The organism is Pseudalkalibacillus sp. NRS-1564, assembly GCF_050467905.1.
GTDB lineage: Bacteria > Bacillota > Bacilli > Bacillales > Guptibacillaceae > Guptibacillus > Guptibacillus hwajinpoensis_B.
Window position 1 is genome coordinate 13429 of sequence record NZ_JBITPM010000046.1, and the last position, 26387, is coordinate 39815.

The 26387-nt window shown below is 39.9% G+C and carries 25 protein-coding genes and 1 pseudogene; 2 read left to right on the forward strand and 24 right to left on the reverse strand.

Annotated elements, in window-relative coordinates:
• Positions 1 to 2: 2 nt before the first annotated feature.
• The gene (gene rnz / locus ACIFPW_RS20575; RefSeq protein ID WP_430246953.1) at positions 3 to 935 is read right to left on the reverse strand and encodes a ribonuclease Z; all 933 of its coding nucleotides are present in this window, start codon (positions 933 to 935) and stop codon (positions 3 to 5) included.
• Positions 936 to 1025: 90 nt separating this feature from the next.
• On the opposite strand from rnz, the gene ACIFPW_RS20580 reads away from it, so the two are divergent.
• A complete protein-coding gene (locus ACIFPW_RS20580) occupies positions 1026 to 1622 on the forward strand; it encodes a CPBP family intramembrane glutamic endopeptidase (RefSeq protein ID WP_430246954.1) in 597 nt (198 codons plus the stop codon).
• Here ACIFPW_RS20580 and ACIFPW_RS20585 read toward each other — a convergent pair.
• From ACIFPW_RS20585 to ACIFPW_RS20625, 9 genes are all read right to left on the reverse strand, one after another.
• Positions 1599 to 2609, reverse strand: coding sequence for a hypothetical protein (locus ACIFPW_RS20585; protein ID WP_430246955.1), 1011 nt, complete (start codon positions 2607 to 2609; stop codon positions 1599 to 1601). The two genes, ACIFPW_RS20580 and ACIFPW_RS20585, sit on opposite strands and share 24 nt — an antisense overlap.
• A 206-nt stretch (positions 2610 to 2815) precedes the next feature.
• Positions 2816 to 4027, reverse strand: a complete 1212-nt coding sequence (locus tag ACIFPW_RS20590; protein WP_430246956.1) for a DUF58 domain-containing protein — start codon at positions 4025 to 4027, stop codon at positions 2816 to 2818.
• Positions 4024 to 4977, reverse strand: coding sequence for an AAA family ATPase (locus ACIFPW_RS20595; protein WP_430246957.1), 954 nt, complete (start codon positions 4975 to 4977; stop codon positions 4024 to 4026). The genes ACIFPW_RS20590 and ACIFPW_RS20595 overlap by 4 nt, the downstream gene beginning before the upstream one ends.
• Positions 4978 to 5013: 36 nt before the next feature.
• Positions 5014 to 6294 carry a DNA polymerase IV gene (locus tag ACIFPW_RS20600; protein ID WP_194222081.1) on the reverse strand — a complete coding sequence of 427 codons (1281 nt, stop codon included), beginning with the start codon at positions 6292 to 6294 and terminating at the stop codon, positions 5014 to 5016.
• A 97-nt stretch (positions 6295 to 6391) separates the two neighbouring features.
• Positions 6392 to 6880, reverse strand: coding sequence for a transcriptional regulator, SarA/Rot family (locus tag ACIFPW_RS20605; RefSeq protein WP_430246958.1), 489 nt, complete (start codon positions 6878 to 6880; stop codon positions 6392 to 6394).
• 139 nt (positions 6881 to 7019) lie between these two features.
• Complete coding sequence (locus ACIFPW_RS20610; protein WP_430246959.1) at positions 7020 to 8141, reverse strand: M20/M25/M40 family metallo-hydrolase; 1122 nt, start codon at positions 8139 to 8141, stop codon at positions 7020 to 7022.
• A 25-nt stretch (positions 8142 to 8166) separates the two neighbouring features.
• Positions 8167 to 9717: an acyl-CoA carboxylase subunit beta gene (locus tag ACIFPW_RS20615; RefSeq protein WP_303531129.1), complete on the reverse strand. Its 1551-nt coding sequence runs from the start codon at positions 9715 to 9717 to the stop codon at positions 8167 to 8169.
• On the reverse strand, positions 9714 to 10550 hold the full coding sequence (mce, locus tag ACIFPW_RS20620; protein ID WP_430246960.1) for a methylmalonyl-CoA epimerase: 837 nt from the start codon (positions 10548 to 10550) through the stop codon (positions 9714 to 9716). The genes ACIFPW_RS20615 and mce overlap by 4 nt, the downstream gene beginning before the upstream one ends.
• A 21-nt stretch (positions 10551 to 10571) precedes the next feature.
• Positions 10572 to 12230: an acyl-CoA mutase large subunit family protein gene (locus ACIFPW_RS20625; protein WP_430246961.1), complete on the reverse strand. Its 1659-nt coding sequence runs from the start codon at positions 12228 to 12230 to the stop codon at positions 10572 to 10574.
• A gap of 206 nt (positions 12231 to 12436) precedes the next feature.
• Here ACIFPW_RS20625 and prli42 point away from each other — a divergent pair, with 206 nt between their 5' ends.
• The gene (gene prli42 / locus ACIFPW_RS20630; RefSeq protein WP_142329569.1) at positions 12437 to 12529 is read left to right on the forward strand and encodes a stressosome-associated protein Prli42; all 93 of its coding nucleotides are present in this window, start codon (positions 12437 to 12439) and stop codon (positions 12527 to 12529) included.
• A gap of 146 nt (positions 12530 to 12675) precedes the next feature.
• Here the strand turns inward: prli42 and ACIFPW_RS20635 are convergent, their stop codons facing one another.
• The 14 genes and pseudogenes from ACIFPW_RS20635 to ACIFPW_RS20700 all read right to left on the reverse strand — a co-directional run.
• Positions 12676 to 13221, reverse strand: a complete 546-nt coding sequence (locus tag ACIFPW_RS20635; protein ID WP_430246962.1) for a L,D-transpeptidase — start codon at positions 13219 to 13221, stop codon at positions 12676 to 12678.
• Positions 13222 to 13267: 46 nt separating this feature from the next.
• Positions 13268 to 14236, reverse strand: coding sequence for an aromatic acid exporter family protein (locus tag ACIFPW_RS20640; protein ID WP_430246963.1), 969 nt, complete (start codon positions 14234 to 14236; stop codon positions 13268 to 13270).
• Positions 14237 to 14461: 225 nt separating this feature from the next.
• Positions 14462 to 15184, reverse strand: a complete 723-nt coding sequence (locus ACIFPW_RS20645; protein WP_430246964.1) for an amino acid ABC transporter ATP-binding protein — start codon at positions 15182 to 15184, stop codon at positions 14462 to 14464.
• On the reverse strand, positions 15177 to 15836 hold the full coding sequence (locus ACIFPW_RS20650) for an amino acid ABC transporter permease (RefSeq protein WP_194222088.1): 660 nt from the start codon (positions 15834 to 15836) through the stop codon (positions 15177 to 15179). The genes ACIFPW_RS20645 and ACIFPW_RS20650 overlap by 8 nt, the downstream gene beginning before the upstream one ends.
• A 26-nt stretch (positions 15837 to 15862) precedes the next feature.
• The gene (locus ACIFPW_RS20655; RefSeq protein ID WP_430246965.1) at positions 15863 to 16663 is read right to left on the reverse strand and encodes a transporter substrate-binding domain-containing protein; all 801 of its coding nucleotides are present in this window, start codon (positions 16661 to 16663) and stop codon (positions 15863 to 15865) included.
• A 252-nt stretch (positions 16664 to 16915) separates the two neighbouring features.
• Complete coding sequence (locus tag ACIFPW_RS20660; protein WP_226614125.1) at positions 16916 to 17344, reverse strand: BrxA/BrxB family bacilliredoxin; 429 nt, start codon at positions 17342 to 17344, stop codon at positions 16916 to 16918.
• Positions 17345 to 17470: 126 nt separating this feature from the next.
• Positions 17471 to 18766, reverse strand: coding sequence for a dihydrolipoamide acetyltransferase family protein (locus ACIFPW_RS20665; protein ID WP_430246966.1), 1296 nt, complete (start codon positions 18764 to 18766; stop codon positions 17471 to 17473).
• A 27-nt stretch (positions 18767 to 18793) separates the two neighbouring features.
• Complete coding sequence (locus ACIFPW_RS20670) at positions 18794 to 19777, reverse strand: alpha-ketoacid dehydrogenase subunit beta (RefSeq protein WP_430246967.1); 984 nt, start codon at positions 19775 to 19777, stop codon at positions 18794 to 18796.
• A gap of 12 nt (positions 19778 to 19789) precedes the next feature.
• Entirely contained in the window at positions 19790 to 20782 is a 993-nt protein-coding gene (locus ACIFPW_RS20675) for a thiamine pyrophosphate-dependent dehydrogenase E1 component subunit alpha (RefSeq protein WP_194222093.1), read from the reverse strand.
• Between the two features lie 28 nt (positions 20783 to 20810).
• Positions 20811 to 22233: pseudogene (gene lpdA, locus ACIFPW_RS20680) on the reverse strand (dihydrolipoyl dehydrogenase).
• Positions 22234 to 22311: 78 nt separating this feature from the next.
• On the reverse strand, positions 22312 to 23418 hold the full coding sequence (buk, locus tag ACIFPW_RS20685; RefSeq protein WP_430246968.1) for a butyrate kinase: 1107 nt from the start codon (positions 23416 to 23418) through the stop codon (positions 22312 to 22314).
• Between the two features lie 14 nt (positions 23419 to 23432).
• Entirely contained in the window at positions 23433 to 24530 is a 1098-nt protein-coding gene (gene bcd, locus ACIFPW_RS20690) for a branched-chain amino acid dehydrogenase (RefSeq protein ID WP_194222096.1), read from the reverse strand.
• 30 nt (positions 24531 to 24560) lie between these two features.
• Positions 24561 to 25457 (reverse strand): phosphate butyryltransferase, encoded by an 897-nt coding sequence (gene yqiS, locus ACIFPW_RS20695; protein ID WP_430246969.1) that lies wholly within the window; start codon positions 25455 to 25457, stop codon positions 24561 to 24563.
• Between the two features lie 118 nt (positions 25458 to 25575).
• Positions 25576 to 26387: sigma-54 interaction domain-containing protein (locus ACIFPW_RS20700; RefSeq protein WP_430246970.1), on the reverse strand; the 812-nt coding region annotated here is incomplete at its 5' end.

The following is a 26387-nucleotide window of genomic DNA, read 5'->3' on the forward strand; positions in this document are numbered from 1 at the left end:
GCTCAAGTTGAGCTCGCTTTTCTTAATGGAATTTGTACCGATGTCTGGTCCTCCATTAAATCGGTATTTTCAAAGATATTTCTCGCTTCTTCTACCAGTCCGACAACATCAGATTCCTGGTAGCGAGAACTAATATGATTTAACAACAGTTTCTCCACCCGAGCATCCTTTGCAATTCGAGCTGCTTGCACTGTAGTGGAATGATAATACTCATACGCTAGTCTAGTGTTTGCCTCAGAAAAAGTAGCTTCATGAATCAAAACGTCAGCATTTCTGGCAAAATCAATGGTCTTTTCTGTAAATCTTGTATCGCCACAAACGACAATGTGCCTCCCTTTAATGGTTGGTCCTGTCACGTCACACGCATGAATCGTTTGCCCATTCTCCAGTTTAATTGAACTACCGCTTTTCAACTTTTGATAGATCGGTCCAGGCTGTACGCCGAGAGCCTTTAATTTTTCAACATTTAACGTACCTGCTTTATCCCTTTCTTCAATGCGATAACCAAAGCTATCGATTCCGTGCTCCAAAAGAGCAACCTTAATGGAAAAATGAGATTCATTCACTTGAATCCCGTCCTCTACTTCTACAATACGCAGCGGATAACGTAGGTAGGTACCACTAATCCGAATCGCTGTATCAATAAAATCAGCTAATCCTTTTGGACCGTATACAATCACCTCTGATTCTCCTCCCTGAAAGGAGCGACTTCCAAGGATGCCTGGTAATCCAAAAATGTGGTCTCCGTGCAAATGAGTAATAAAAATTTTTGTCATTTTACTAAGAGTAATGGATGAAATAAGAATTTGATGTTGTGTCGCTTCTCCACAATCAAACAACCATACTTCTCCAGAATCCAATCGCAGGGCTGCGGAACTGACGTTGCGTTTTGTGGAAGGAACACCGGCACCTGTCCCAAGAAATGTGATTTCCATCTTAATCCTCCTTTTCATCGTCTCTTTGTCGCAAACATTTCAATGATCAGCTACACTGTATGTATGAATTCTATATAGGAGCTGAATCTCATGTCTTCGAAAAATAGATTAATAATTGCATTGTTCCTATCTCATATCCTTTTATTCTTGTCTTTCTTTTTGTTAAATGACATCTTCTGGCCGCTCTTTACCGTATCTCTTCTCTTACTCGGTAGTTTTTCATTCCGTCATGTTAAATGGAGGAAACCTTCTTTCGCTCAACTCATAATCGGAATTGGAAGCGGTGGCTTGCTGTATCTTATTTTTTATGTGGGTAAAGTGATGATGCTCTACATACTCCCTCAATCGATTACTCAGGTTGAAGCACTCTATCAACTTGTAGCGCCTGATCAAACCTGGCATTATTACAGCCTAATTCTTATCATTATTCCGGGAGAAGAACTGTTTTGGAGAGGATTTGTACAAACACAGCTAAGAACGATTCACATCAAGTATCCAATCTTACTAGCTGCTCTGCTTTATATGAGTGCACACATATATGCAGGCGCTTTTCTATTGCTAATAGCTGCTGTTTTAGCAGGAATTGTATGGGGATACCTGTATAACCGCACAGAAAATATGATCGTTCCGCTGCTTTCACACCTTGTTTTCGACTTATTTCTTCTAGTTTTCTTTCCGCTTCTCTAGTTTATACGAAAACTTTACTTCATGAAGGAGGTTCTTCACATGCTTTTTATACAGAAGAGCCTCTTTGTGATCTGGATGTTTCTCTCCATAGCGAACCTTCTCGTAAATTTTAACAATAAACTCTTTGTTTTCACGACTACCAGGAATCCTTCGCAACCATTCACTTAACGTTTCATCTTTTTGGCGACCATTACGATATTTGAAAGCTTTTATTTCAAGATCATAGAGCTGTTTTCTTATTTGATCAGAAGGTGGCTTTAATTGCTTCATTTGCTTACCTTTTTGTGAATACAATGTTTCACTTGTCGAAGTTGCAAACGATTTGACTTGAAAACGAGTAAGAGCCAACCTTTTCTTATACAAAACGATCACAACAATAACGAAGCAAATGAAAAGTAATGTATAGAAAATCATCTCTATCGGAATATCCATCCCTTGATTCAGAATTTTTTTATCGTTCATGATTTCTTGAGTCTCACTACTCGAGCTCGTCTGTAATAATTCCTGACCATCTTCAGTAAAGCGACCTTCAAGAAACGATGTTAACCAGTAAATCGGTAGACCAATAACATAACCTAGTCCGCTTATCGAATAAGAGATTGCTTTTACTATCGGTTCTTTCACCCAAATCAGGATACTAAACAGAACACTTGAAGCAGATAACAAAATGAAGATAAAGCTTATCGCCCACCTTGCCTGCTTCTTCCCTCCTGTTTTTCTAACTTCTACAGCGGCTCTACAAATAAGAAGCATCACAAACTGCACAAGAGGCAACAAAAAAATAACCTGTCGAAGCTCAGATGAATTACTAAATAAAAAGAATAGAAACGCCCCAATTAAACTCAAGAAAAATATGAGCGCATCATTACTTCGCTCGATTTCCCACATGTTTATATAACTCCGCCAGGCAATGACTATTGAAAGAAGAACCGTATATAGGAACGGAAAACCTAGCACTACTACTCCCGCAAGAGTCGTCAAAACCATTAGCAGCAACATCCATGTAAACGAAATGTATGCTCGGTTTCGGGCGTAGACACCGAAAAATACTAAGCCTCCCCCTATAACCATGGTCAGAAAGGGAAATATCGGTGGAAAGGTTTTTTCATACAAATAAAAAAACGAAATGATAAGATACACAAACAACATGTCATAAACGTAATAAAGAATATGAGGGAGTTCCTTTCGTAAACTCATGACTCCTTCTTCCTCTCTAAATGGCTAAGATATGCGTCATCACCTGACATTTTCACTTCATAGCATTTATGTCCTTTCCTTTCTAATAGATGGTAAAACGCTGCTTCTTTGCTCTCTTGGATCGGTTCTCCTAATCGAATGATAACAGAACGATCTGTTATTCGCTTCCGCAGCCATGCACTCATTCGCTCAAAAGATAACAAAGGTCTAGTTTCGTCAATTCGAGCTAGCATTTCAAGCGCATTACTCAACTGAGCATTTCCCTCACCTGCTTCCAGTGTCATACATGGGGACGGTCCCTCTGGATCTAAATTGATATGTAATTCGAATGACACTCCTCTTTTGGTAGCAAGCTTGCAGAGAAAAGCAAGTTGACTAATATACGTCTCGATGTCTTTAGAGACCTGCCCAGGACTATTTTTCTTTTTAACAGATAAATCAAGAACAAATATCCACCTCAAATCAATCGAACGTTCGTATACTTTTGTTTTCAATTCTGAGGTACTAGCTGTGGCTTTCCAATGAATGCGATTGAATGGGTCCGAACTTTCGTATTCCCTGGCACCTGCTGGAGATGAGAGGTTTTCATATAGCGAATGTTCATATGAATGGCTTCCCATTTCGAACGTCGAAAGTCGCTCTACACCTTTCACCTCTAAAAGTTCGGGATATATCAGAATTTCTGTCTGAAATAAACTTTCAAGAATGGATAACTCTTTCCCCCATCCAAAGAGATCTTTAATCAAAAGCTCTACTTTTCTTATCCGAGTCACTCCTCTTTTATCTGCATAAATCGGAAAGGAAATGGTTTTCCCTTCCTTTTTACCAAGATAAAAAGGTATGGAATAAAATTGAAGGTATTTGGTATTTTGGACTAGATCAACGTTTGAAACATGCAGAATAGGCTCTAGAGAAAAATGGAGCTGACCATTCCATATCGGCAATTTCCCTGTATTGTTTAGTGTAAAAGAGAGGGTTTCCTGCTCCCCTTTGAAAAGCTTAATCGTTCGACGGTTATTTACTAATTCAACATGCTCACCTGCCTTTTTCAAGTACAGACGAGTAAAAAAGGTTAATAGCAATAGCGCAATGGTGATTAAGAAAAGTTCAAAAGACTGAAAATAAAATGAGAGAAGAAGGACAATCCAGCTCAGGGCAAAAAATGAAGTTAGAAACAATGAAAGCGTGGTTGACGATCTCCACCTCATGTTGCTGATGTCCCTAACACTTCCACAGGCACTTCAATTTGAGTGAGAATTTCATTAAATACTTTTTGTTTCGTCATCCGCATGGATCCTTCCATCGTAAGTACAAGACGGTGACTAAGAACATAAGGAGCCACGAACTGGAGATCATCAGGAGTGACATATCGTCTCCCTTCTAAATACGCTTTTCCCTGTGCGGCTTTCATAAAGGCAATTGTGCCCCTTGGACTAACGCCAACACTTATGTACTCTGAATTTCTTGTGGCTTCCACAATATTAAGTAAATAATCTTCAATCACATCAGAAAGTTCAACTCGTTTTACTTCCTCTTGAAATGATTCAATCTCACCTTCTTCAAAAAGACACGTCAAATCATCAAATGGATTATGTAATCTCATCATTTGAATCATCTGTTTTTCTTCTTTCATGGTTGGGTACCCACTTTTCATTTGCATAAAGAAACGATCCATTTGTGCTTCAGGTAATGAGAAGGTGCCCTGTGATTCTAATGGGTTCTGTGTCGCCATGACGATAAAAGGAGTAGGGAGCTTTAACGTTGTTCCTTCAATGGTTACTTGCTTCTCTTCCATAACTTCCAATAAACTCGACTGGGTTCTTGGAGTAGCTCGATTTATCTCATCTGCGAGTAATACATTCGTCATAACGGGTCCGGGTCGTAATTCAAAATCTTGTTTCTTAGGATTGAAAAATTGAATACCTGTGACGTCACCTGGAAGAACATCAGGAGTAAATTGTATTCTTTTAAATTCCCCTCCTAGTAAAACGGCCATTGACCGGGCAAGAAGTGTTTTCCCGGTACCTGGAACATCTTCTAATAAAACATTCCCATTATTCAACAATGAAATCACTACAAGTTCAATCGTTTTTTCTTTGCCGATCAGCACCTTTTGCATTTCTTGTTGAACAATCTTCATTTTTTCTACAATTTTCATTTTGTCAGCTCCCTTTCAGACCAGATGAAAAATAGGCTATTCTTTTTCTTTTTTATAATTCCAAAGAAAATCACGATCTAGACTCGTCCCACGTCTTTTCTCGTCTCGCAGTTTATGGCTTCCATCTTCGCCAAGCTGGTTCCCTTTTAGAAGAGCACTATCTCCGTATTTTGATCGGATAGATCCAATGGTTTTCTGTAAGCTATCTCTTCTTGAATCAGCTTCAAAAGAAAATAAATCAAGCTGAACAGTGGCTTCGTTTCGATCTACTAATTGCTGTCCAGTTATTCCGAGTAATCGAATTGGCTGCCCGGACCAGTTCTTTTCAAATAGTCGCTGAGCTGCATCTAAAATATCAGCAGATTGAGAAATCGGGTTTTGAAGCTTCTTGCTTCTGGTTACAGTTGTGCGATCATTGTAGCGAATCGTCAGCTGAATATTAAAGCTCAAAACATTTTTCTTACTCATACGCTTCGCGACCGAATCTGATAAATTAGTCAGCGCAGTATTAATACGATGATGATCAATGAGGTCCTCTGGAAAAGTGGTTGAATTCCCAACGCTTTTAAACTCATCTATGGCGTCAGGATCAACCGGACGGTCGTCCCTCCCATTTGCGCGGTCATGTAACCTTCTTCCGTTAATACCAAGCTTCATTTCAAGCTGCAGAGGATTCGCATGAGCAAGATCGTGAATGGTTTTAATATTGAGTTCATGCAATTTTCCCTTCGTTTTCTTGCCTACGCCATGCATTTCACCAACATCTAGCGGCCAGAGTAATTTATCTAGCTCTCTTTTACGAAGAATCGTTATACCTAAAGGCTTCTTCATATCAGAAGCCATTTTAGCCAAGAATTTATTAGGGGCAATTCCGATACTACAAGGAATACCAATTTCAGAATGAATCCGCTGTTGAATTTCCTTTGCAATAGCAACAGGACTTTTCTCACCACAATCTTCCGTAATATCTAAGTAACCTTCATCAATCGATACTGGCTGAACGAGTGGCGTGTAGGTTTCTAACAATTCGAATATTTGGAGGGAGGTTTGGCGATAAAGGGGAAAGTTAGGTGGCATGATGAGAAGTTCTGGACAGTACTTTTTCGCTTCCCATACCGGCATTGTTGTTTTCACACCTTTCTTTCTCGCTTCATAGCTACTCGTCACCACAATGCCTCGCCTTTCCTCAACATTCCCGGCAATCGCAAGAGGTTTTCCGCGAAGCTCAGGATTATGAGCAGCTTCAACTGACGCATAAAAACTGTTCATATCCACATGAAAAATAATTCTCCCTCTTCCCTTTGCACTCCTATCCATTCCACACATCTCCTTAAACCTATATCGACTCCATTCGAGTCTATTCGGGCGGTGCCTGTCACTAGTAACTAACAAAAAGACAGGAGTGGCCCCTGTCTTACGTCGTTTTAACTTGTTGTCTTTCAACCCATTTCACAAATTCATTTCCGTGAAAATGCTTATTGAACTCCAACTGAAATTGATACATTGCTTCAAGAAATTCAGCGTTTTCTTCTGATTTGGAGCGATATTCTTCAAGGTATTTCATAACGGAGTATGAATACTGGTCACTCGCTTCTACTTTCGTTAGTCCTTCTTCAGTCAAAGTAACGTATGATACGCGTCGATCATCCGTTTTCTTTTCAAGTTTAACGAACATTTTGTTTTTCAACCGCTTTAATACCTGCATAACGGTGGAGACATCCCATAAACCGATTTCCGATATTTTGGTTATCGTTACCTCTTCCTCAAAGTAAACAATCCACATGACATGTTGTTCAGCCTGAGTTAATCCAATCTCTCTTGCATTTTTTTGCCATTCATTTTCGAGAACTTTATATGTTCCGCGCATATAGTTCATTAGTTTATGAGTTTGAATAGAGTCCATCTTAACACCGCTTCCACTTCTTAAATTGTAATCATACGAATCTATTTTAACATAATATAGGAATCCTGCCACGAAGATGAGAACAACAAAAAAAGAACATTGTCTAAATTCGACAATGTTCTAAACAATGCTTTACTTACTATGCATTTGCAACTTCTTTAATAATAGATACAACGGCTTCAGAAACTTTCACTAATTCTTTAACCGGCATCCGTTCATTTGTCGTATGAATTTCTTCATAACCTACCGCAAGGTTAATTGTAGGGATACCGTGTCCAGCTATAACGTTTGCGTCACTTCCACCGCCACTAGTTAATAATTCTGGGGAACGACCAATCTTTTCCATAGCTTTTTTCGCTATTTCTACAACGTAATCACCATCGTTGAACTTAAATCCAGGGTACATGACCTTTATATCAAGATCAACGGAGCCTCCCATATCTGAAGCTGTTGTCTCAAATGCTTTCTTCATTTTTTCTACTTGAGCTTCCATTTTCTCTGGAACGAGCGAGCGTGCTTCTGCAAGAACTTCCACATAGTCGCATACAATGTTTGTTTGTGAGCCACCTTGAAAACGACCAATATTCGCTGTCGTTTCATTATCCAAACGTCCAAGAGGCATCTTAGCAATAGATTTTGCTGCCATCGTGATTGCAGAAACTCCCTTTTCAGGTGCTACTCCTGCATGAGCCGTTTTTCCATAAATAGTTGCCTTGATTTTTGCTTGAGTAGGAGCCGCTGTGATAATTTTACCAACTTCACCATCACTATCGAGAGCGTAGCCAAATTTGGCAATTAGCTTCTCTGGATCAAGAACTTTTGCACCTTGTAGCCCAGACTCTTCTCCAACAGTTATAATAAATTGGATCGTTCCATGCTCGATATTCTGTTCTTTTAATACACGAATAGCTTCAAACATCGCAGCTAGTCCAGTTTTGTCATCGGCACCAAGAATCGTTGTTCCATCCGATACAACATAACCATCTTTAATTGAAGGCTTAACTCCTTTTCCTGGGACAACTGTATCCATATGCGAAGTGAAGTAGATCGGATCTGCACTTTCGACGTTGCCTTTTAGTGTACAAATTAGGTTACCGGCTTCATGTTCCGTTTTTTCTGCTGCATCATCTTCTTCTACTTCCACACCAAGTGATGTGAACTTTTCTTTTAAAATGGCAGCTATTTTCTTTTCGTTTTTTGTTTCAGAATCAATTTGAACGAGTTCTAAAAACTCATCCACAAGTCTTTGTTCATTAATCATGATGTCGTGCCTCCTGTAATTCATTTTATAGCGGAATGTTACCATGCTTTTTCTTTGGACGTTCTTCTCGCTTATTTCTCATTAATTCCAGTGCTTCAATCAATTTCATTCTAGTCTCTCTCGGATCAATGACATCATCAACCATCCCGCGTGATGCGGCTATGTATGGATTAGCAAATTTCTCCCGATACTCTTCAATCTTTGAAGCGCGCGTTTCTTCGGGATTATCGCTCCCATTAATTTCTCTCGCAAAAATGACGTTTGCGGCTCCCTCTGGACCCATTACAGCTATCTCTGCATTCGGCCATGCATATACAAGGTCAGCTCCAATGGATTTCGAGTTTAGGGCAACATATGCTCCACCATAAGCTTTTCTTAAAATAACTGTAATTTTGGGAACCGTTGCTTCAGAATATGAATAAAGAATTTTTGCTCCGTGACGAATAATGCCACCATGTTCTTGCTTGATCCCAGGGAAAAATCCTGTAACATCCTCAAACGTGATCAATGGTATATTAAATGAATCACAGAATCGGATAAACCTTGAAAGCTTATCAGAAGAATCAATATCAAGTCCTCCTGCCATTACCTTAGGCTGATTGCAAATCATTCCAACTGTTTCTCCCTTGATTCTTGCAAAACCGATGACGATATTCTTCGCAAAATACTTTTGTACTTCTAAGAAAGAATCTTTATCAACCACTGAATCAATTACGGCTCTAACGTCATATGGCCTCGTGGAGTCAAATGGGACAATATCGGCAAGATCTGAACAAAAATCATCTCGTTCCGGACTTGCCACGATTGGCGTCTTCTCCTCGTTATTGGATGGTAAGTAAGTGATCAAATCGCGAACGTTTGCGAGAACTTCTTCCTCAGTTTTTCCTGTGAAGTGCGCATTTCCACTTTTAGAACGGTGAACTTTCGCACCGCCAAGATCTTCAGCAGAAATTTTCTCACGCGTAACCGTTTCGATTACTTTCGGACCAGTAATAAACATCTGACTCGTATCTTCTACCATAAAAACAAAATCAGTAATTGCTGGTGAATAAACAGCCCCACCTGCACATGGACCCATAATCACAGAAATTTGTGGGATCACTCCGGAATAGATCGAATTTCGATAGAAGATATGTCCGTACCCGTCCAATGATACCACACCTTCTTGAATTCTCGCACCTCCAGAGTCATTCAAACCAATGATTGGAGCACCATTACGAGCAGCAAGATCCATAACATGGGTTATTTTTTTGGCGTGCATTTCCCCTAATGCGCCACCAAACACAGTGAAATCTTGGGCAAAAACATAAATGGGACGACCATCTACTTTTCCATAACCTGTCACAACACCTTCTCCAGGTGCTTTTAAATCTCCCATTCCGAAGTCTTGAGAACGATGTTCAATGAACGAGTTCAACTCAACAAAGGTACCTGAGTCAACCAGCAAGTCAATTCGTTCCCTGGCGGTTAATTTACCTTTCTCGTGCTGCTTGTTAATCCGTTCATCACCACCGCCCATTTCAACTTCTCTTCTGCGATCATACAGTTCATTAATTTTATCGTACATGTCCATTATTCTGCCTCCTTCGTTCCCTTTTCACAAAGTTCGTATAGTACTCCTCCTGCTGATTTAGGATGCAGAAATGCAATGTTCGCTCCACCAGCTCCTTTAACAGGTGTTTCATGAATCAGCTTAACACCGTTTGAAGAAAGCTCTTTCAATCGTTCTTCAATCCTGTCATCAGCTAGAGCAATATGGTGAATACCCTCGCCTCTCTTCTTAATGAATATGGCCACTGGACTAGACTCACTCATTGGTTCGAGAAGTTCGATTCTCGACTCACCGATTTTCATAAAAGCGACTTTCACACCTTCAGAAGCGACTTCCTCAATCGCTTCAAGCTTCAAGTGAAGCTGATTCACATAAAAAGGTAGTGCTTCTTCAAGAGAAGAAACGGCAATCCCAATATGATCAATTTTCTTTGGTGGTTCTTTAACTGTTTGGTCAATTCCATCACGCTCATATACTGCTTTTTCAATAAAAATGGCTGTATCTTTTGTAGGTGTTCCAGGCGTGAAAACTTTTTGAATCCCTTTTGATTCAAGAAACGGAATGTCTTCCCATGGAATTACGCCCCCTCCCACTACAATAATATCCCCTGCACTGCGCTCTTCTAATAATGAAACAATCTCAGGGAATAATTCATTATGGGCCCCAGATAAACAAGATAGGCCAATTGCATCTACATCTTCTTGTACAGCAGCTGCAACGATTTGCTGTGGCGTCTGTCTTAACCCTGTGTAGATCACTTCCATTCCATAGTCTCGAAGGGCCTGCGCAATAACAAGAGCACCTCTATCGTGTCCGTCAAGACCTGGCTTCGCAATCAATACTCGAATCTTCTTCATATCGTTCAACTCCCAGTTTGTTTAGATTCCTGTGTACTCACCAAATTCTTCCCGAAGTACCCCGCAGATTTCGCCAACCGTGCAATAGTCTCTAACACAGTTAATAATAAGAGGCATTAAATTGCTAGTTCCTTTAGCTCCCATTCTCAATTCTTCCAACCGAGCGCTCACTCGATTCGGTTCTCTCGTTGAGCGCAGCGATTCAAGTTTCTCGATTTGTTTGCGCTGAAGCTCCGGATCAATACGATGTAATTCAGGCTTTGGTTCATCTTCTAGAGTATATTGATTCATTCCAACAACGACTTCTTCGCCGCTTTCGATTTTCTTTTGAGTTTCATAAGAAGCTTGATGAATTTCCCGCTGCATATAACCTTGCTCAACAGCTGAGACTGCACCACCCATATCATCAATCTTGCGAATATATTTAAACACATACTCTTCTAACTGATTAGTTAGTTTCTCAATAAAGAAAGAACCTCCTAGCGGATCAACCGTATCCGTAACACCACTTTCATTCGCGATAATTTGCTGCGTTCGAAGAGCAATCCGTGCTGAATCTTCTGTTGGTAACGCTAATGCTTCATCCTTTGCATTCGTATGCAAACTCTGGGTACCACCTAATACTGCTGCAAGCGCCTGAATGGTAACTCGAACGATATTGTTATCCGGTTGTTGGGCTGTTAGCGTTGATCCTGCTACTTGAGTGTGAAAACGTAGCTGAAGGCTTTTCGCTTTTTTAGCTCCATACCGTTCCTTCATAATCTTTGCCCAAATTCTTCTCGCAGCTCTGAACTTCGCAATTTCTTCAAGGAACTGATTGTGTCCGTTAAAGAAGAAGGCCAATCTTGGTGCAAAGTCATCGACCTTTAACCCAGTTTCAATGGCTGCGTCAACATAAGCGATTCCGTTAGCAATTGTAAAAGCTAGCTCTTGGGCCGCTGTCGATCCCGCTTCTCTTATGTGATAGCCTGATATACTAATCGTATTCCATCGCGGTACATGCTCAGCACAATAAGCGAAAATGTCTGTGATAAGTCTCATAGATGGTTTTGGTGGAAAAATATACGTGCCCCTGGCGATGTATTCTTTTAAAATATCATTTTGGATCGTTCCAGAAATTTGTGCCTGTGACACTCCCTGTTTTTCTGCAACGACAATATACATAGCAAGCAATACAGATGCTGGAGCATTAATGGTCATGGAAGTACTGACTTTATCAAGAGGGATATCTCGTAAAAGCGCTTCCATATCATTGAGTGAATCAATAGCAACACCCACTTTACCAACTTCACCTTTGGCCATCATATCGTCTGAATCATAGCCGATCTGTGTAGGAAGATCGAAGGCTACTGATAATCCAGTTTGACCTTGATCAAGTAAATATCTAAAGCGACGGTTGGTTTCCTCAGCTGATCCAAACCCCGCATACTGTCTCATTGTCCATGTTCTACCTCGGTACATCGTTGGTTGAATACCTCTTGTATATGGATATTGGCCTGGTAAGCCCAATTTCTCCATGTAGTTCTTATCCAAAGTTTCTGGATGTCCCAAACGGTCTATATCAATTCCAGAGCTCGTCTTAAACGCTTCTTTCTTCTCCGGAAACTTCTCAATTAGTTTTTCAGTTAGTTCTTTCCATTCCTTAAATTGAGTTTGAAAATCTTTGTTCTCTGTCTCCATCCCCATTCCTCCCTAGTTGTCTTGCTATAAAATTAATTCGAAATTTAGATGTCTAACTTATATCTAATTCTTCATTAAGTAAGCGTTTTCCTTCTAGAACTACAAAATTTGTCGATACTCGCTACCGTTTCATGAAGGATTGTCTTGTCCAACATAAGAAATCCATGTAAAATGACAATAGAATGTTTATTTTGGGAGGGACTCTCATGCCTCGTAAAGCCACAAAAATTGTTGTATATATTATGATTATCTCGATGCTTCTTAGTTTGTTTGCTGGAGCAACTGCGATGTTGTTTTAATAACGAATTGTTTTTAGCAAAAAAATCATTCTCAAATAAAGAAATAGTTTTTATTCTATACAAAGAAGAGGCTGTCAGCTGACAGCCTCTTCTTTGTATAAGCAATCTCTTTTAGTATCTATCATTATTCATAGCTATGAACGAAGTTAATTTTGGGCTCCTTTATGATCTAAAATAGCTTTATCCTTAGATAGGGCTCCAGATTCAACCCCAAGCTTATAAAAATCATTCTCACTCGTAGTAATCATGATTTTCGTTCCAATTGGAACGACCTCAAAAAGCGACTCAACCTCTTTATTTAAAAGACGTATGCAACCCGCCGTTATATATTCACCAATTGAATATGGACGATTAGTACCATGGACACCGTAAATCCGACCATTTGTGCCTTTTGCATCAAACCCAATCCATCTTGTACCAAGTGGATTGTCTTTCGCACCACCCTTTATGTTTTTCTTTCTGTAATAAGGGTCTTCGGCTTTTATAATGATTGTAAAAAGCCCTTCTGGTGTATCTTCTATACTTCGACCGGTCGCTACTGGTAAAACACGTTGAATTTCATTGTCATTAATGAAAGCAAGCTCATTTGTCATCTTATTGACGATAAGAAACGGATCTCCGGCGTTAGGCTGATTACCGAATGGGAAAAGAATGGACACAGAGAGATATATCGATAGTAAGAAAGAAGTCATAGTCTAACACCCCTTTTAGTATCTATCATGCATCTATTTATTCAATTCATTCGGATTTTGAGAAAGCTCCCGGTTTAAAGTATCGTTTTAATAGCAAATATTGTTCGATTTCATTTAGAAAATATAGAAGAGCTGACCGCGTTTCAAATTCGTCTCGAGCAACAGGTAACGGCGAATTCCTAAATTCTTCTCTCATGGATTCAAGCTCTTCTAGAAAAAGATTCGCAGTATTTTGGGGTTTAACAGCTTCACTAAGCTTTTCCATAAAATCGGCAATTTTACGACCGTGAATATATGTTTGATCGAGTGAAGAAATAATCGGCAACACTCTCTCTAATATCGTAAATTGTTTTTCTCGCATTTTGAAATAAACATAGTACTTATCATCATCGCGAATCATATGATTTTCGATATCTTTAAGAGCTAAGTTCTTCGCATACTGAAGCAAATCACCTACTTCAATGATTTCTTTACCGTCCCAGCTGCTTTCACCTTCTCGAAGATAAACCGCGTATTCCATTAAGATCACAGAAAACTTCTCTTCAATTTGTTTTCTAATATTCAATAAATCTTTCTCAAGACTTGGCATATAGAGGTTAAATAGAAGAGCAACACCTATACCAATAACAATAATAGCTACTTCGTTCCATACAATGTCCCAGCTTACTTGATTAAAATTATAAATATGGAGAATGATAACTGAGCTTGTAATAACGCCTTCGGTTGCCTTGATGGCGACAACGGCTGGTATAAAGAAAAGCAACAATAGTGAGATGCTAAACGGTGTATATCCGATTCCTTCAAAAAATACAGCGCTAAACACAATTCCGAGTAAACAAGCTAGAAATCGTTCCCATGAACTTCGAAAAGACCGTTTAGTCGTCGGTTTTATACAAAGAATGGTAAGTATGCCAGCAGAAACGTAGTTATCAAGAGAAAACAATTGGGCGATTGTTATCGCAACACCAGTACCTATTGCCGTTTTTACCGTTCTATAACCAATTTTCACTTTCAATAAAGATACTTCCTTCCAAATATGACTTACTACTTTAATATCCTTCAATTATCAGAGTCTAAACCATTTTCGAATCGTTGAACAGCAAATTCTCTTTAAATAGCGCTTTCAAAAAAATATTTTCACAATAAAACCTTACATTCTATAGTTGTGATAGTCCGATTATATATCCAATTCAGACGCTTTATCTTATACTCAACAAAAAAAGTGAGCCATAGGCTCACTTCATAACACTTTTTCTAAGAATGCTTTTGCTCGATCTGTTTTTGGTTCATTGAAGAATACTGCAGGTTCACTTTCTTCCACAAGCTTTCCTCCATCAAGAAAAAGGATACGATCAGCTGCTTCTCTTGCAAAAGCCATTTCATGTGTAACAATCACCATAGTCATCCCTGATTGACCAAGATCCTTCATTACATCAAGAACTTCTTTTACCATTTCAGGATCGAGTGCAGAAGTCGGTTCATCAAACAACATATACTCAGGTTCCATAGCTAGGGCTCTAGCTATGGCTACACGTTGCTTTTGACCTCCAGAAAGCCGTTTCGGATATTCATTCGCCTTCATGGAAAGCCCAACTTGCAATAGGAGCTCATGTGCTTTTTTCTCAGCAGCCTCTCGCTTTAATCCTTTTACTTTCATTGGGGCATAAATAAGATTTTCCAATACTGTTTTATGAGGAAAAAGGTGAAAATGCTGGAACACCATCCCAATAGACTGACGTAACTCCATGACGTTTGTAGTGGGATCTGTTAATTTTTTATCATCTACCCAGATTGTTCCGGAGGTTGCATTTTCTAATTGATTCATACATCGAAGAAGAGTTGATTTACCAGATCCAGAAGGTCCAATAATTGCAACTACTTCTTCTTTTTGAATCGTTGTTTGAATATCAGTTAATACTTCAAGAGTTCCAAACTTCTTGTGTAAATTGTCTATTTTAATCACTCCGGCTCATTCTCCTTTCCACCATTTTTCCAACTAGAGTTAATATCATAACGAGTAAGTAATAAATGATCCCCGCAATAAGTAACGGCTCAAAATACTTGAACTTCTCTGCAGCCACTATTTGACTTCTTCTCATAATATCAAACACACCAATAACAGATACAATCGCTGATTCCTTCGTTAATGTAATAAATTCATTCATGAGTGCAGGTAAAATGTTTTTCATAGCCTGTGGTAGAATGATATCCTTCATCATCGGACGATAAGGTATACCTAATGCAGCAGCCGCTTCATTCTGTCCGCTGTCTACTGCACGAATTCCAGCCCGAATAATTTCGGAAATATATGCAGCTGAATTTAGACCAAATGAAAGGACACCGGCTTCAAAAGCTGAAATATCATAACCCGTTAGCTGAGGAGTTGCATGGTAGAATAATAGTAGCTGTAAAATAAGTGGCGTTCCCCGGAAAACGGAAGTATAGGCATCAGCTATCCAAGTTAGAACCTTTACTCTACCAATTTTAAATAATGCGAGAACCGTACCAAGCACAAATCCTACTATTGCAGATACACTTACAAACTTTAACGTGACCAATATTCCTTGCAGGATGTAGGGAATATTAGGCACGAATTGGCTGAAATCCAAATCCATGCCTGATCATCCTTTCTTCTAAGGTGTTATTCTACAGTGTCTTGACCAAACCATTTTTCAATAAGCTCGTCCATCTTGCCATTTTCTTTCATTTCTTTAATTACTTCGTCAAATTCTTCAGTCAGTTCACTATCTTTTGGAAAAGCGACAGCTGACCCTGCTTCCTCGGTATTAGGAAGGTTCTCACCAGTTAAATCTTCATTACTTTTTAAGTAGCCCTTCGCTACCGTATCTTCAATAATAATGGCATCGTAACGTCCTGACTTAAGTTCTTGAATCAGTTCTGGAATTCGATTTAATGTGATAATCTCCATATTTATTCCACTGTCTTTTAGCTCATTCGCTTTATCTTCTTGAATCGATCCAAGCTGAACACCAACTTTTGCTCCGTTAAGGTCTTCTGGCTTTGACATTTTATTATCTGATAAAGAAACAACCATGTGATTAGCTGAATAATAAATTTCTGAGAAATCGACATTTTCCTTACGTTCATCTGTAGGCGTCATTCCTGCAAGAACGAAATCAACACGTTCACTACTTAGTGCTGTAATTAATCCGCTAAAATCCATATCTTTAATTTCCACATTATATCCCAACTCATCAGCGATGTAGTTTGCAATATCGACGTCAAAACCAATAATATCTTCTCCTTTTGCAGAATCAATGTATTCAAACGGCGGATAATCAGCTGAAGTTCCCATAATGAGCGTTTCTTCAGATGAACCTCCACTTTCTTCTTCGTTCGAATTTTCATTTGAAGATCCGCATGCAACTAGTGCCATCACCATGAATAATCCAACCATAACCATTAGCCAATTTTTCTTCATTTTAAATCCCCCTGATCAATGTATAATAATTCGTTTTTTTGTATATTGATTACTATAGCAGATAATAATTTAGATTTCTACATATTTATTCATATTATTTCATATAAATTAAAGTTGTTAAATTCGGTTTATTCTGTATTATTAAACAAAAAACTCTCTTGTTCCTTCTTAATTAAAGAAGCAGAAACTAATATTATATGCAAAAAAGCACCAGGCAAGTTTGCCTGGTGCTTTTGAGTAAATGAGTTCAATTTAACAATATTTATTAAATAAGTATTGTAGCATTCCAGATACTTCTTCAGGATCGCTACCTTCGATTTCATGACGTTCAACCATATTAATAATTTCTCCGTCTTTTAATATAGCAAACGATGGAGAAGATGGTGCAAAACCTTTGAAGTATGAACGTGCTGTTGCTGTAGCCTCTTTATCTTGACCTGCAAACACAGTTACAAGTTGATCTGGCACCTTCTCGTTTGTAATAGCCATTTTTGCAGCCGGTCGCGCAACCCCTCCTGCACATCCACATACAGAGTTTACCATCACAAGCGTTGTTCCTTTACTTGTCACAACCTCTTCTACTTCTTCAGAAGTTGTTAATTCTTTATATCCTGCTGCTTTGATTTCTTCACGAGCTGTTGCAACAACGTCGTTCATAAATAAATTAAAGTCCATAGACATTTTATATTCCTCCCTTTATCATGAAAGCTTCTCTCTTATTGTATCGCGAATCCCTATACTTTTCCAAGAAACGCTTTCAAACTTTATCAAAAAAAACAGCCATCCGAGTAAGGACGGCTGTATTTCTTAATAAACGGAAGTATTGTCTTTTGAAATCGTCTCTAGATTTTCTTTTACCCGAGCAAGAAACTTACCGCAAATCATGCCATCTAGAACTCTATGGTCAAGAGAAAGGCAAAGGTTAACCATATCACGAACAGCAATCATACCGTTGTTCATAACTACAGGACGCTTCACAATACTCTCAACTTGAAGAATGGCTGCTTGAGGATAGTTTATAATCCCCATGGATTGAACAGAGCCGAAAGACCCAGTGTTATTCACAGTGAATGTTCCACCCTGCATTTCTTCACCCTTCAGTTTACCCGTTTTGGCTTTTTGAGCAAGCTCTTTCACTTCGCGAGCAATGCCTTTAATTGATTTTTCGTCTGCATTTTTAATAACAGGGACGAAAAGAGATTCATCTGTTCCTACAGCAATGGAAATATTAATATCTTTTTTCTGAACGATCTTATCGCCAGCCCACATTGAATTCATTTGAGGGAATTCTTTCAGAGCTTCTACGACAGCTTTAACAAAGAACGCAAAGAACGTTAAGCCATATCCTTCCTTCTTCTTAAAGTCATCTTTTATCCCATTTCGATATTCAACGAGATTCGTTACGTCAACTTCAATCATCGTCCATGCATGTGGCGCTTCATGCTTACTGCGAAGCATATTGTTGGCAATCGCACGACGAACACCAGTAACAGGAATTTCAATATCCCCTTCTGCTACAGGAACATCTGCTCCTTTTCCTTCAGAAGTTTCTTTCACTGGAGCTTTTGGAGCTTCTTTCTTCTCTTCCTTCTTGCTAACAGCTTTAGGTTCTTCTTTAGGTGCTGGCATTTCACCTGACTCAATCACCTTCTGGATATCTTTACGGGTAATACGCCCACCTTTACCAGAACCGCTTATTTGTTCAAGATCAAGATTGTTTTCCTGAGCCATACGGAGAACAGCTGGTGAATAACGACGTTTCATCGGCTGATCTACTTCTTCTTGATCTTTTTTATCTTCAGATATATTCTCTATCGCTTTTTGACCGGTAGATTCTTCTTGCTTTTCTTCTGATGCTCCACCTTCAATATCGATATAGCAAACCAGTTCGCCTACTTCAATCGTATCGCCTTCTGCAGCTACAAGCTCTTTAATTACGCCTGTATAAGATGATGGAACTTCCGCATTCACTTTATCAGTATTTACTTCCGCAATTGGATCGTACTTATTAACAGTATCGCCAACTTCAACTAGCCATTTCTCAATTGTACCTTCTGTGACACTCTCGCCCAACTGGGGCATGAGTATTTTTTCAACTGCCACTCTAATCCCTCCTATTCATCCCACGGTTTAAAATTCAGCTAATTCACGCATCGCTTTCTCGACTTTATCAGGATTTAACATGAAATATTTCTCCATCGGAGGAGAATACGGCATTGCTGGGACATCAGGTCCTGCAAGGCGTTGAATTGGAGCGTCAAGATCAAAAAGACACTCTTCCGCAATAATCGCTGAAACTTCACTAATAATGCTTCCTTCTTTATTATCCTCTGTAACAAGAAGAACCTTTCCTGTCTTCTTCGCCGCTTCTACAATCGCTTCACGATCAAGCGGGTATACTGTTCGAAGATCAAGAACATGAGCAGAAATACCGTCTTTCTCAAGCTTCTCGGCTGCTCGAAGGGCAAAGTGAACGCTTAGACCGTATGTAATAACCGTGATATCGTCACCCTCACGCTTCATATCCGCTTTTCCTATGGGAAGCGTATACTCTTCTTCAGGCACCTGTCCTTTAATTAAACGATAAGCTCGTTTATGCTCAAAGAAAAGAACTGGATCGTCATCACGAATCGCTGCTTTTAGTAATCCTTTTGCATCGTAAGGAGTTGATGGCATAACAATTTTAAGTCCCGGTACATTAGCAAAAAGCGCTTCGACAGATTGCGAATGATAAAGAGCACCATGCACCCCACCACCATAAGGAGCACGAATGGTAATTGGACAGCTCCAATCATTGTTAGAACGATAACGAATTTTTGCCGCTTCTGATACGATTTGATTGACCGCAGGCATGATGAAATCAGCAAACTGCATTTCAGCTACAGGACGCATCCCATACATTGCAGCACCGATACCAACGCCTGCGATAGCAGACTCTGCAAGTGGAGTATCAATCACTCGTTGTTCTCCAAACTCATCATACAAACCATCAGTAGCGCGGAAAACTCCACCTCGTACCCCAACATCTTCACCTAATACAAAGACTTTCTTATCACGCTGCATTTCTTCTCTTAGGGCCTGGGTTATCGATTGAATATATGAAATAACTGGCATAATGGTTCCCCCTTACTCTGCGTATACATGCTTCATTGCATCTTCGGCAGGTGCATAATCCGCATTTTCTGCGTATTCTGTTGCTTCATCGACCTCTTTTTGAACACGGTCGTGAATTTCTTTTTCAATCTCATCCGTTAGAACGCCAACCTCTTTTAAATAAGCTGCAAAGGTAATGATCGCATCCTTTTTCTTAGCTTCTTCTACTTCCTCACGCGTACGATAGGCGCGATCGTCGTCATCACTTGAGTGAGGCGTTAAACGATAAGAAACTGTCTCAATCAATGTTGGACCATCACCGCGACGTCCTCTTTCAACTGCTTCTTTTGATGCTTCATATACAGCAAGTGGATCATTTCCATCAACAGTTACTCCTGGCATACCATAACCGATCGCACGGTCTGATACTTTCTCACAAGCTAACTGCTTAGAAACTGGTACTGAAATCGCATATTTATTGTTTTCACATACGAATAGAACTGGTAACTTATGAACACCAGCAAAGTTTGCTGCTTCATGGAAATCACCCTGGTTCGATGAACCTTCACCGAATGAGCAGAATGTGACAAGATCTTTCCCTTCCATACGCCCCGCAAGAGCAAATCCTACCGCATGTGGTACTTGCGTTGTTACTGGAGAAGACCCAGTAATGATATTATTCTTCTTCTGTCCGAAATGCCCAGGCATTTGACGACCTGCAGAGTTTGGATCTTCTGCTTTCGCAAATCCAGATAGCATAAGGTCTTTTGCAGTCATACCGAACGCAAGGACAACTCCCATATCACGATAATAAGGAGCGACAAAATCTTTTTCTGGATCCATTGCAAAGGCAGAGCCTACCTGTGCTGCCTCCTGCCCTTGACAAGAGATTACAAATGGAATTTTCCCAGCTCGGTTAAGTAACCACATGCGTTCATCAATTTTACGAGCCATTAACATTGTTTCAAACATTTCGAGCACTCTTTCATCAGAGAGACCTAATGCTTCATGACGATTTTCAGCCATAATGTTTTACCTCCTTATATAACCTTTATTAAGAATGAATTGCTTTTCCATCCACTGCAAGCGCAGCTTCACCAATTGCCTCGGATAATGTAGGGTGAGGATGGATTGTATGTGCCACTTCCCATGATGCAGCATCTAGTACTTTTTGCAAGACCAGCTTCAGAAATCATATCTGTTACATGAGGACCAATCATATGTACGCCAAGGAGATCCTCGTTATCAGCATCAGCTACAATTTTCACAAAACCATCAGACTCCCCAAAAACAAGCGCCTTGCCAATCGCTTTAAAAGGGAATTTCCCAACCTTAATATTATGACCTTGTTCTTTTGCCTGATTTTCTGTCAAGCCTACACTTGCCATTTCTGGACTGCTGTAAATGCAGCTAGAAACCATTGTGTAATCAATTGGTTCAGGATTTTGATCCGCTAAATGTTCAACGGCGGTAATCCCTTCATGAGAAGCCACGTGAGCTAGCTGCATTCCTCCAATAACATCACCAATCGCATAAATATGAGATTCTTTCGTTTGGTAATATTCATTGGTCTGGATGACACCCTTGTCTACCTCGATCGTCGTGTTCTCAAGTCCAATGTTTTTCACATTTGCCTCACGCCCAACTGATACAAGCATTTTGTCAGCAGTAAATGTTTTGGTTTCCCCTTCATGCTCAGCATCAATGGAGACACCATTATCTATAGTAAGAGAATCACCCATCACCTTTGCTCCAGTGAAAAGCTTGATTCCTTTTTTCTTCATAAGCTTATGCGCTTCTTTAGAGATATCCTTGTCTTCTGTTGGTACGATCCGATCCGCATATTCTACAACCGTAACGTCTACACCAAAATCAACAAGCATTGAAGCCCATTCAATCCCGATTACGCCTCCGCCGACAATGATGATCGAAGATGGTAGACTTTCCATACGAAGCGCTTCATCAGAAGTCATAACATATTCGCCATCTATTTCAAGGCCTGGAAGCGTACGCGGTTTAGAACCAGTTGCAACAATAACGTTTTTGGGAATTAGCATTGCATTTTCTTCTCCGTTATTCATCTCGACTGAGACCGTACCAGGCATTGGAGAAAAGATAGATGGTCCAAGAATTCTACCAAAGCCCTCAAATACATCAATCTTCCCCTGCTTCATTAGGTGTTGAACACCTTTATGAAGTTGGTCAACGATACCTTGTTTACGTTCTTGAACTTTCTTAAAGTCTAGGGCAATTTCTTTAGCCATAACGCCAAACTCTTCACCGTGCTTAGCAGTAGCATACACTTCAGCACTTCGAAGCAATGCTTTACTAGGAATACATCCACGATGCAAACATGTTCCACCAAGTTCACGTTTTTCAACAATTGCCGTTTTGAGACCAAGTTGTGAAGCCCGTATAGCGGCTACATAGCCACCAGTACCTCCACCCATAATGACGAGATCATATTCTTCAGCCATTCAAATTCTCCTTTATAGAACAATTTATTCCCTTTTACAGTTAAGGTCGTAACAATCATATGAAAAAGTTAATAACCATTACATGACAGTCGATTCTATGGAAGAAACAGGGTATACTTTTGCCTTTTCTTCTTTTCTCAACACCCGTAATCCACCTTCAGCTAAAGCCTGGAGCTCATTTTCTCCAGGATGGACAATAACGTCAGCGATCCACTTAATCTGATCTGTTATTTGAGATACAAACTGCTTACCATATGCTAGTCCACCCGTTAATACAATCGCATCGACCTCTCCAGCAAGAACAGCGCTAGCAGCACCGATCTCTTTTGCTACTTGATATGCCATTGCGTCAAAAACGAGCTTTGCTCTCTCATCACCTTCACTGATTCGCCGCTCTACTTTCACAGCATCATTCGTCCCCAGATAACCAACGTAACCAGCTTGTCCAACGACCTTTTTCATAATTTCATCTGCATAGTATTCTCCGGAGAAGCACATAGATACTAATTCTCCTACCGGAACTGTACCGGCACGTTCAGGTGAGAAAGGACCTTCCCCATGCAAACCATTATTCACATCAATAACTTTCCCTTTATGATGCGCGCCTACCGTAATCCCTCCACCCATATGAGTTACGATAAGGTTCAACTCTTCGTATTTACTATTCAGTTGGGATGCAACTCTTCTAGCAACAGCCTTTTGGTTTAAGGCATGAAATATACTTTTGCGCTCTATTTCAGGCACTCCCGAAAGACGGGCCACATCTTGAAGCTCATCCACAACAACCGGATCTACAATAAAAGAAGGAATATTTAGCTGTTCAGCAATTTCAAAGGCAATAATTCCACCTAAATTTGAAGCATGTTCACCTGAGAAACCGTTTCGAAGATCTTCGAGCATCATGTCATTGACTGAATACGTCCCCCCTTCAATGGGACGTAATAAACCACCACGGCCTACTACTGCCGATAACCTCGAAATGTTAATATCTTCTTCATCTAACGCTTCAAGAATAGTGTTTTTTCTGAATTCATACTGATCGATGATGGTTTTGTATTGATTAATCTCATCCGTATCGTGCCGTAATGATTTCTCAAATACGGCACGTTCATTATCAAAAACACCTATTTTAGTCGATGTTGATCCCGGGTTGATTACCAGAAGTCGATATTCTTTATCTGTCACTCGAAACCCTCCGTTTATCTGCGATGACCTAGAATGTGCTGAGAATTCATTAAGAATTGGCTTCTTGATTGCTTCATTTGCTCAATTCTTTCTTCAGCAAGGCGGTCAGCTGCTGCATAAGTAGGAATACCATCGCGTTTAGAGATTTCAATGACTTTCGCAATGGTGTCATAAATGCCATCAACACGTTTCATAGCGCGATCGCGATTATAACCATAAAGCTCATCAGCAACGTTAATAACGCCACCTGCGTTAATTACATAGTCCGGTGCATATACGATACCCATTTCGTGAATCTGATCACCATGAGACGTTTCGCGAAGCTGGTTGTTAGCCGCTCCTGCAATAACTTTTGCTTTAATTTTCCCTATAGTCTCGTCATTAATAATGGCACCAAGTGCACAAGGAGCGAAAATGTCGCACTCTACTTCGTAAATATCGTCCGGATCGACTGCTTTCGCTCCAAAATCAGCAACTGCACGATCAACAGATTCTTTGTTAATGTCAGTGACTACAAGTGAAGCTCCTTCTTCGTGAAGATGTTTGCAAAGGTTATATGCAACATTCCCAACTCCCTGAACTGCTACTGTTTTACCTTCTAACGAATCGGTACCGAATGCTTCTTTTGCAGCTGCCTTCATTCCAACATAAACACCGTATGCTGTTACAGGAGAAGGGTTACCAGAAGAACCAAATGCCGGTGAAATACCCGTTACATACTCTGTCTCTTCGTGGATCATATCCATATCTTGAACTGTTGTACCTACGTCTTCCGCAGTAATATAACGACCATTTAGACCCTGAATGTAACGACCGAACGCACGGAACATTGCTTCGTTTTTGTCTTTGCGAGGGTCACCAATAATAACAGTTTTTCCCCCTCCAAGATTCAAGCCAGCCGCAGCATTTTTGTAAGTCATCCCTTTTGCAAGACGAAGAGCATCTTCAAACGCCGCTTCTTCGGAAGCATATGTCCACATTCTTGTACCACCAAGAGCTGGTCCTAGTGTTGTATCATGAATGGCGATAATCGCTTTTAACCCTGAAGCTTTATCCTGACAAACTACCACTTGTTCGTAATCATATTTCTCCATATAAGTAAAAAGTTCCATTTAAATCTCCCTCTCTGTTTTCCTAAAAATTTATTTAGCTGAACTAACCGCAAGCGCGATACTATAAACTTTACTTTGTGCACTATCTGCTCGAGAAGTTAAAACAATTGGCGCCTTTGCACCTGCAATAACTCCACCAACTTTTGCATTCGCAAAATAAACGAGTGATTTATATAGTGCATTCCCCACTTCAATTGAAGGGACAAGAAGAATATCTGCTTTACCTGCAACTTCACTCTTTATCCCTTTATGCTCAGCTGCCTCGACAGAAATAGCATTATCTAGTGCAAGTGGTCCATCAATGATACAATCAGCAATTTGACCTCTATTGTTCATTTGTGTAAGTGCTGATGCATCAAGCGTCGCCTGCATAGCAGGATTGACCACTTCTACTGCAGCAAGCGGTACAACTTTAGGTAATGTAACACCAATGCTTTTCGCAATATATACAGCGTTTTTAACAATTTCAACCTTTTGCTTTAAATCCGGGGCAATATTCATACCTGAGTCTGTCACGAAGATCAGGCGTTCGTATCCCTGAACGTCAAACGCAGCTATGTGAGAAAGTACTTTTCCTTTTCGTAACCCATATTCTTTATTTAAAACTTCTTTTAAAATAACCGAAGTGGAGACCATTCCTTTCATTAACACATCAGCTTCTCCATTTCTAACCGCCATAACAGCAGCTCTCGAAGCCTCCTGGTCTGATCGAGCCTGGACAACCTTGATAAATGTTGATTGAGATAATCCGTGATTATCTAGCATTTGCTCGAGTTTGTTCTGATCTCCGTAAAGGATGAATGAAGCAAGTTGTTTGTCAATGGCTTTATGAACTGCTTCAATCACTTCTTGATCTGCCGCGGAGGCAAGCGCAACTGTTTTAGTCGGCTGTTCCGCTACCTTCTTCACAAGTTGATCTAGATTCATTGATGTCCCTCCTTTTACGCCATCATACTATTATGCAAGTTCCATGCCAATTCTCACTTGTTGACGCAACAAGGATTCGCGGTTATTGAACTATGCAATAATTCGCAATCCATGCAAATTATTGCATGCTAGATTTTTCAATTTCGTGTTTTTCCATTTTATAATACAAATTTCGAAGTGACACTCCTAACGCCTTTGCCGTGGCAGTTTTATTCCCACCGTAATGCTCAAGAGTTTGCTGAATCGTTTTCCTCTCAAATTCATCAACTAACTGGGATAGCATTTTGTCAGGGGTACGTTCTACCGACAATAAATCAGCGTCTTTCTTTTCGCTTAATAAGGACGGAAGATGTTCAAGGTCAATCATGGTTTCAGATGTATCCATATGAATAACAATTCTACCAAGTACATCTTCAAATTCTCTAACGTTTCCAGGCCAATCATAGCTTTTTAAATAATCAATAGCTGATGACGTAATCCCCTCAACGTTTCTTCCATAATCTTGGTTGATTTTTGTAAGAAGATGCTCAGCAAGTGAAGCAATATCTTCTTTGCGTTGCCTTAGTGGAGGGATTTGGATCGGTAAACGATTTAATCGATAGTATAAATCTTCCCTAAATGAACCATCGATTATTCTTTTTTCAAGTTTTGCATTGGTGGCTGCAATAATTCTTACATTGATGGAAACCGGCTTCGCTCCACCCACTCGAACAATTTCACGTTCCTGAAGAACGCGAAGAAGCTTCGCCTGTGTACCTAATGACACCTCTCCAATTTCATCAAGAAAAATACTTCCGCCATTCGCTTCTTCAAAAAGTCCTCGTTTCCCCCCTTGACGGGCACCTGAAAACGCACCGTCCTCATAGCCAAAAAGTTCACTTTCAAATAGTGATTCTGAAATAGCCGCACAGTTCACTCTAACAAACTTGT

Bases quoted from the DNA above. Each gene is read 5' to 3' on its own strand.
- ACIFPW_RS20600 (WP_194222081.1), bottom strand. From the start codon at position 6,294: ATGGATAGGAGTGCAAAGGGAAGAGGGAGAATTATTTTTCATGTGGAT.
- rnz (WP_430246953.1), bottom strand. From the start codon at position 935: ATGGAAATCACATTTCTTGGGACAGGTGCCGGTGTTCCTTCCACAAAA.
- ACIFPW_RS20655 (WP_430246965.1), bottom strand. From the start codon at position 16,663: ATGAAGAAAAATTGGCTAATGGTTATGGTTGGATTATTCATGGTGATG.
- bcd (WP_194222096.1), bottom strand. From the start codon at position 24,530: ATGGAACTTTTTACTTATATGGAGAAATATGATTACGAACAAGTGGTA.
- ACIFPW_RS20580 (WP_430246954.1), top strand. From the start codon at position 1,026: ATGTCTTCGAAAAATAGATTAATAATTGCATTGTTCCTATCTCATATC.
- prli42 (WP_142329569.1), top strand. From the start codon at position 12,437: ATGCCTCGTAAAGCCACAAAAATTGTTGTATATATTATGATTATCTCG.
- ACIFPW_RS20660 (WP_226614125.1), bottom strand. From the start codon at position 17,344: ATGTCTATGGACTTTAATTTATTTATGAACGACGTTGTTGCAACAGCT.
- yqiS (WP_430246969.1), bottom strand. From the start codon at position 25,457: ATGAATCTAGATCAACTTGTGAAGAAGGTAGCGGAACAGCCGACTAAA.
- ACIFPW_RS20625 (WP_430246961.1), bottom strand. From the start codon at position 12,230: ATGGAGACAGAGAACAAAGATTTTCAAACTCAATTTAAGGAATGGAAA.
- ACIFPW_RS20595 (WP_430246957.1), bottom strand. From the start codon at position 4,977: ATGAAAATTGTAGAAAAAATGAAGATTGTTCAACAAGAAATGCAAAAG.
- mce (WP_430246960.1), bottom strand. From the start codon at position 10,550: ATGAAGAAGATTCGAGTATTGATTGCGAAGCCAGGTCTTGACGGACAC.
- ACIFPW_RS20610 (WP_430246959.1), bottom strand. From the start codon at position 8,141: ATGATTAATGAACAAAGACTTGTGGATGAGTTTTTAGAACTCGTTCAA.
- ACIFPW_RS20605 (WP_430246958.1), bottom strand. From the start codon at position 6,880: ATGGACTCTATTCAAACTCATAAACTAATGAACTATATGCGCGGAACA.
- ACIFPW_RS20675 (WP_194222093.1), bottom strand. From the start codon at position 20,782: ATGGCTGAAAATCGTCATGAAGCATTAGGTCTCTCTGATGAAAGAGTG.
- ACIFPW_RS20635 (WP_430246962.1), bottom strand. From the start codon at position 13,221: ATGACTTCTTTCTTACTATCGATATATCTCTCTGTGTCCATTCTTTTC.
- ACIFPW_RS20585 (WP_430246955.1), bottom strand. From the start codon at position 2,609: ATGGTTTTGACGACTCTTGCGGGAGTAGTAGTGCTAGGTTTTCCGTTC.
- ACIFPW_RS20650 (WP_194222088.1), bottom strand. From the start codon at position 15,836: ATGGATTTGGATTTCAGCCAATTCGTGCCTAATATTCCCTACATCCTG.
- ACIFPW_RS20590 (WP_430246956.1), bottom strand. From the start codon at position 4,027: ATGAGGTGGAGATCGTCAACCACGCTTTCATTGTTTCTAACTTCATTT.
- ACIFPW_RS20670 (WP_430246967.1), bottom strand. From the start codon at position 19,777: ATGCCAGTTATTTCATATATTCAATCGATAACCCAGGCCCTAAGAGAA.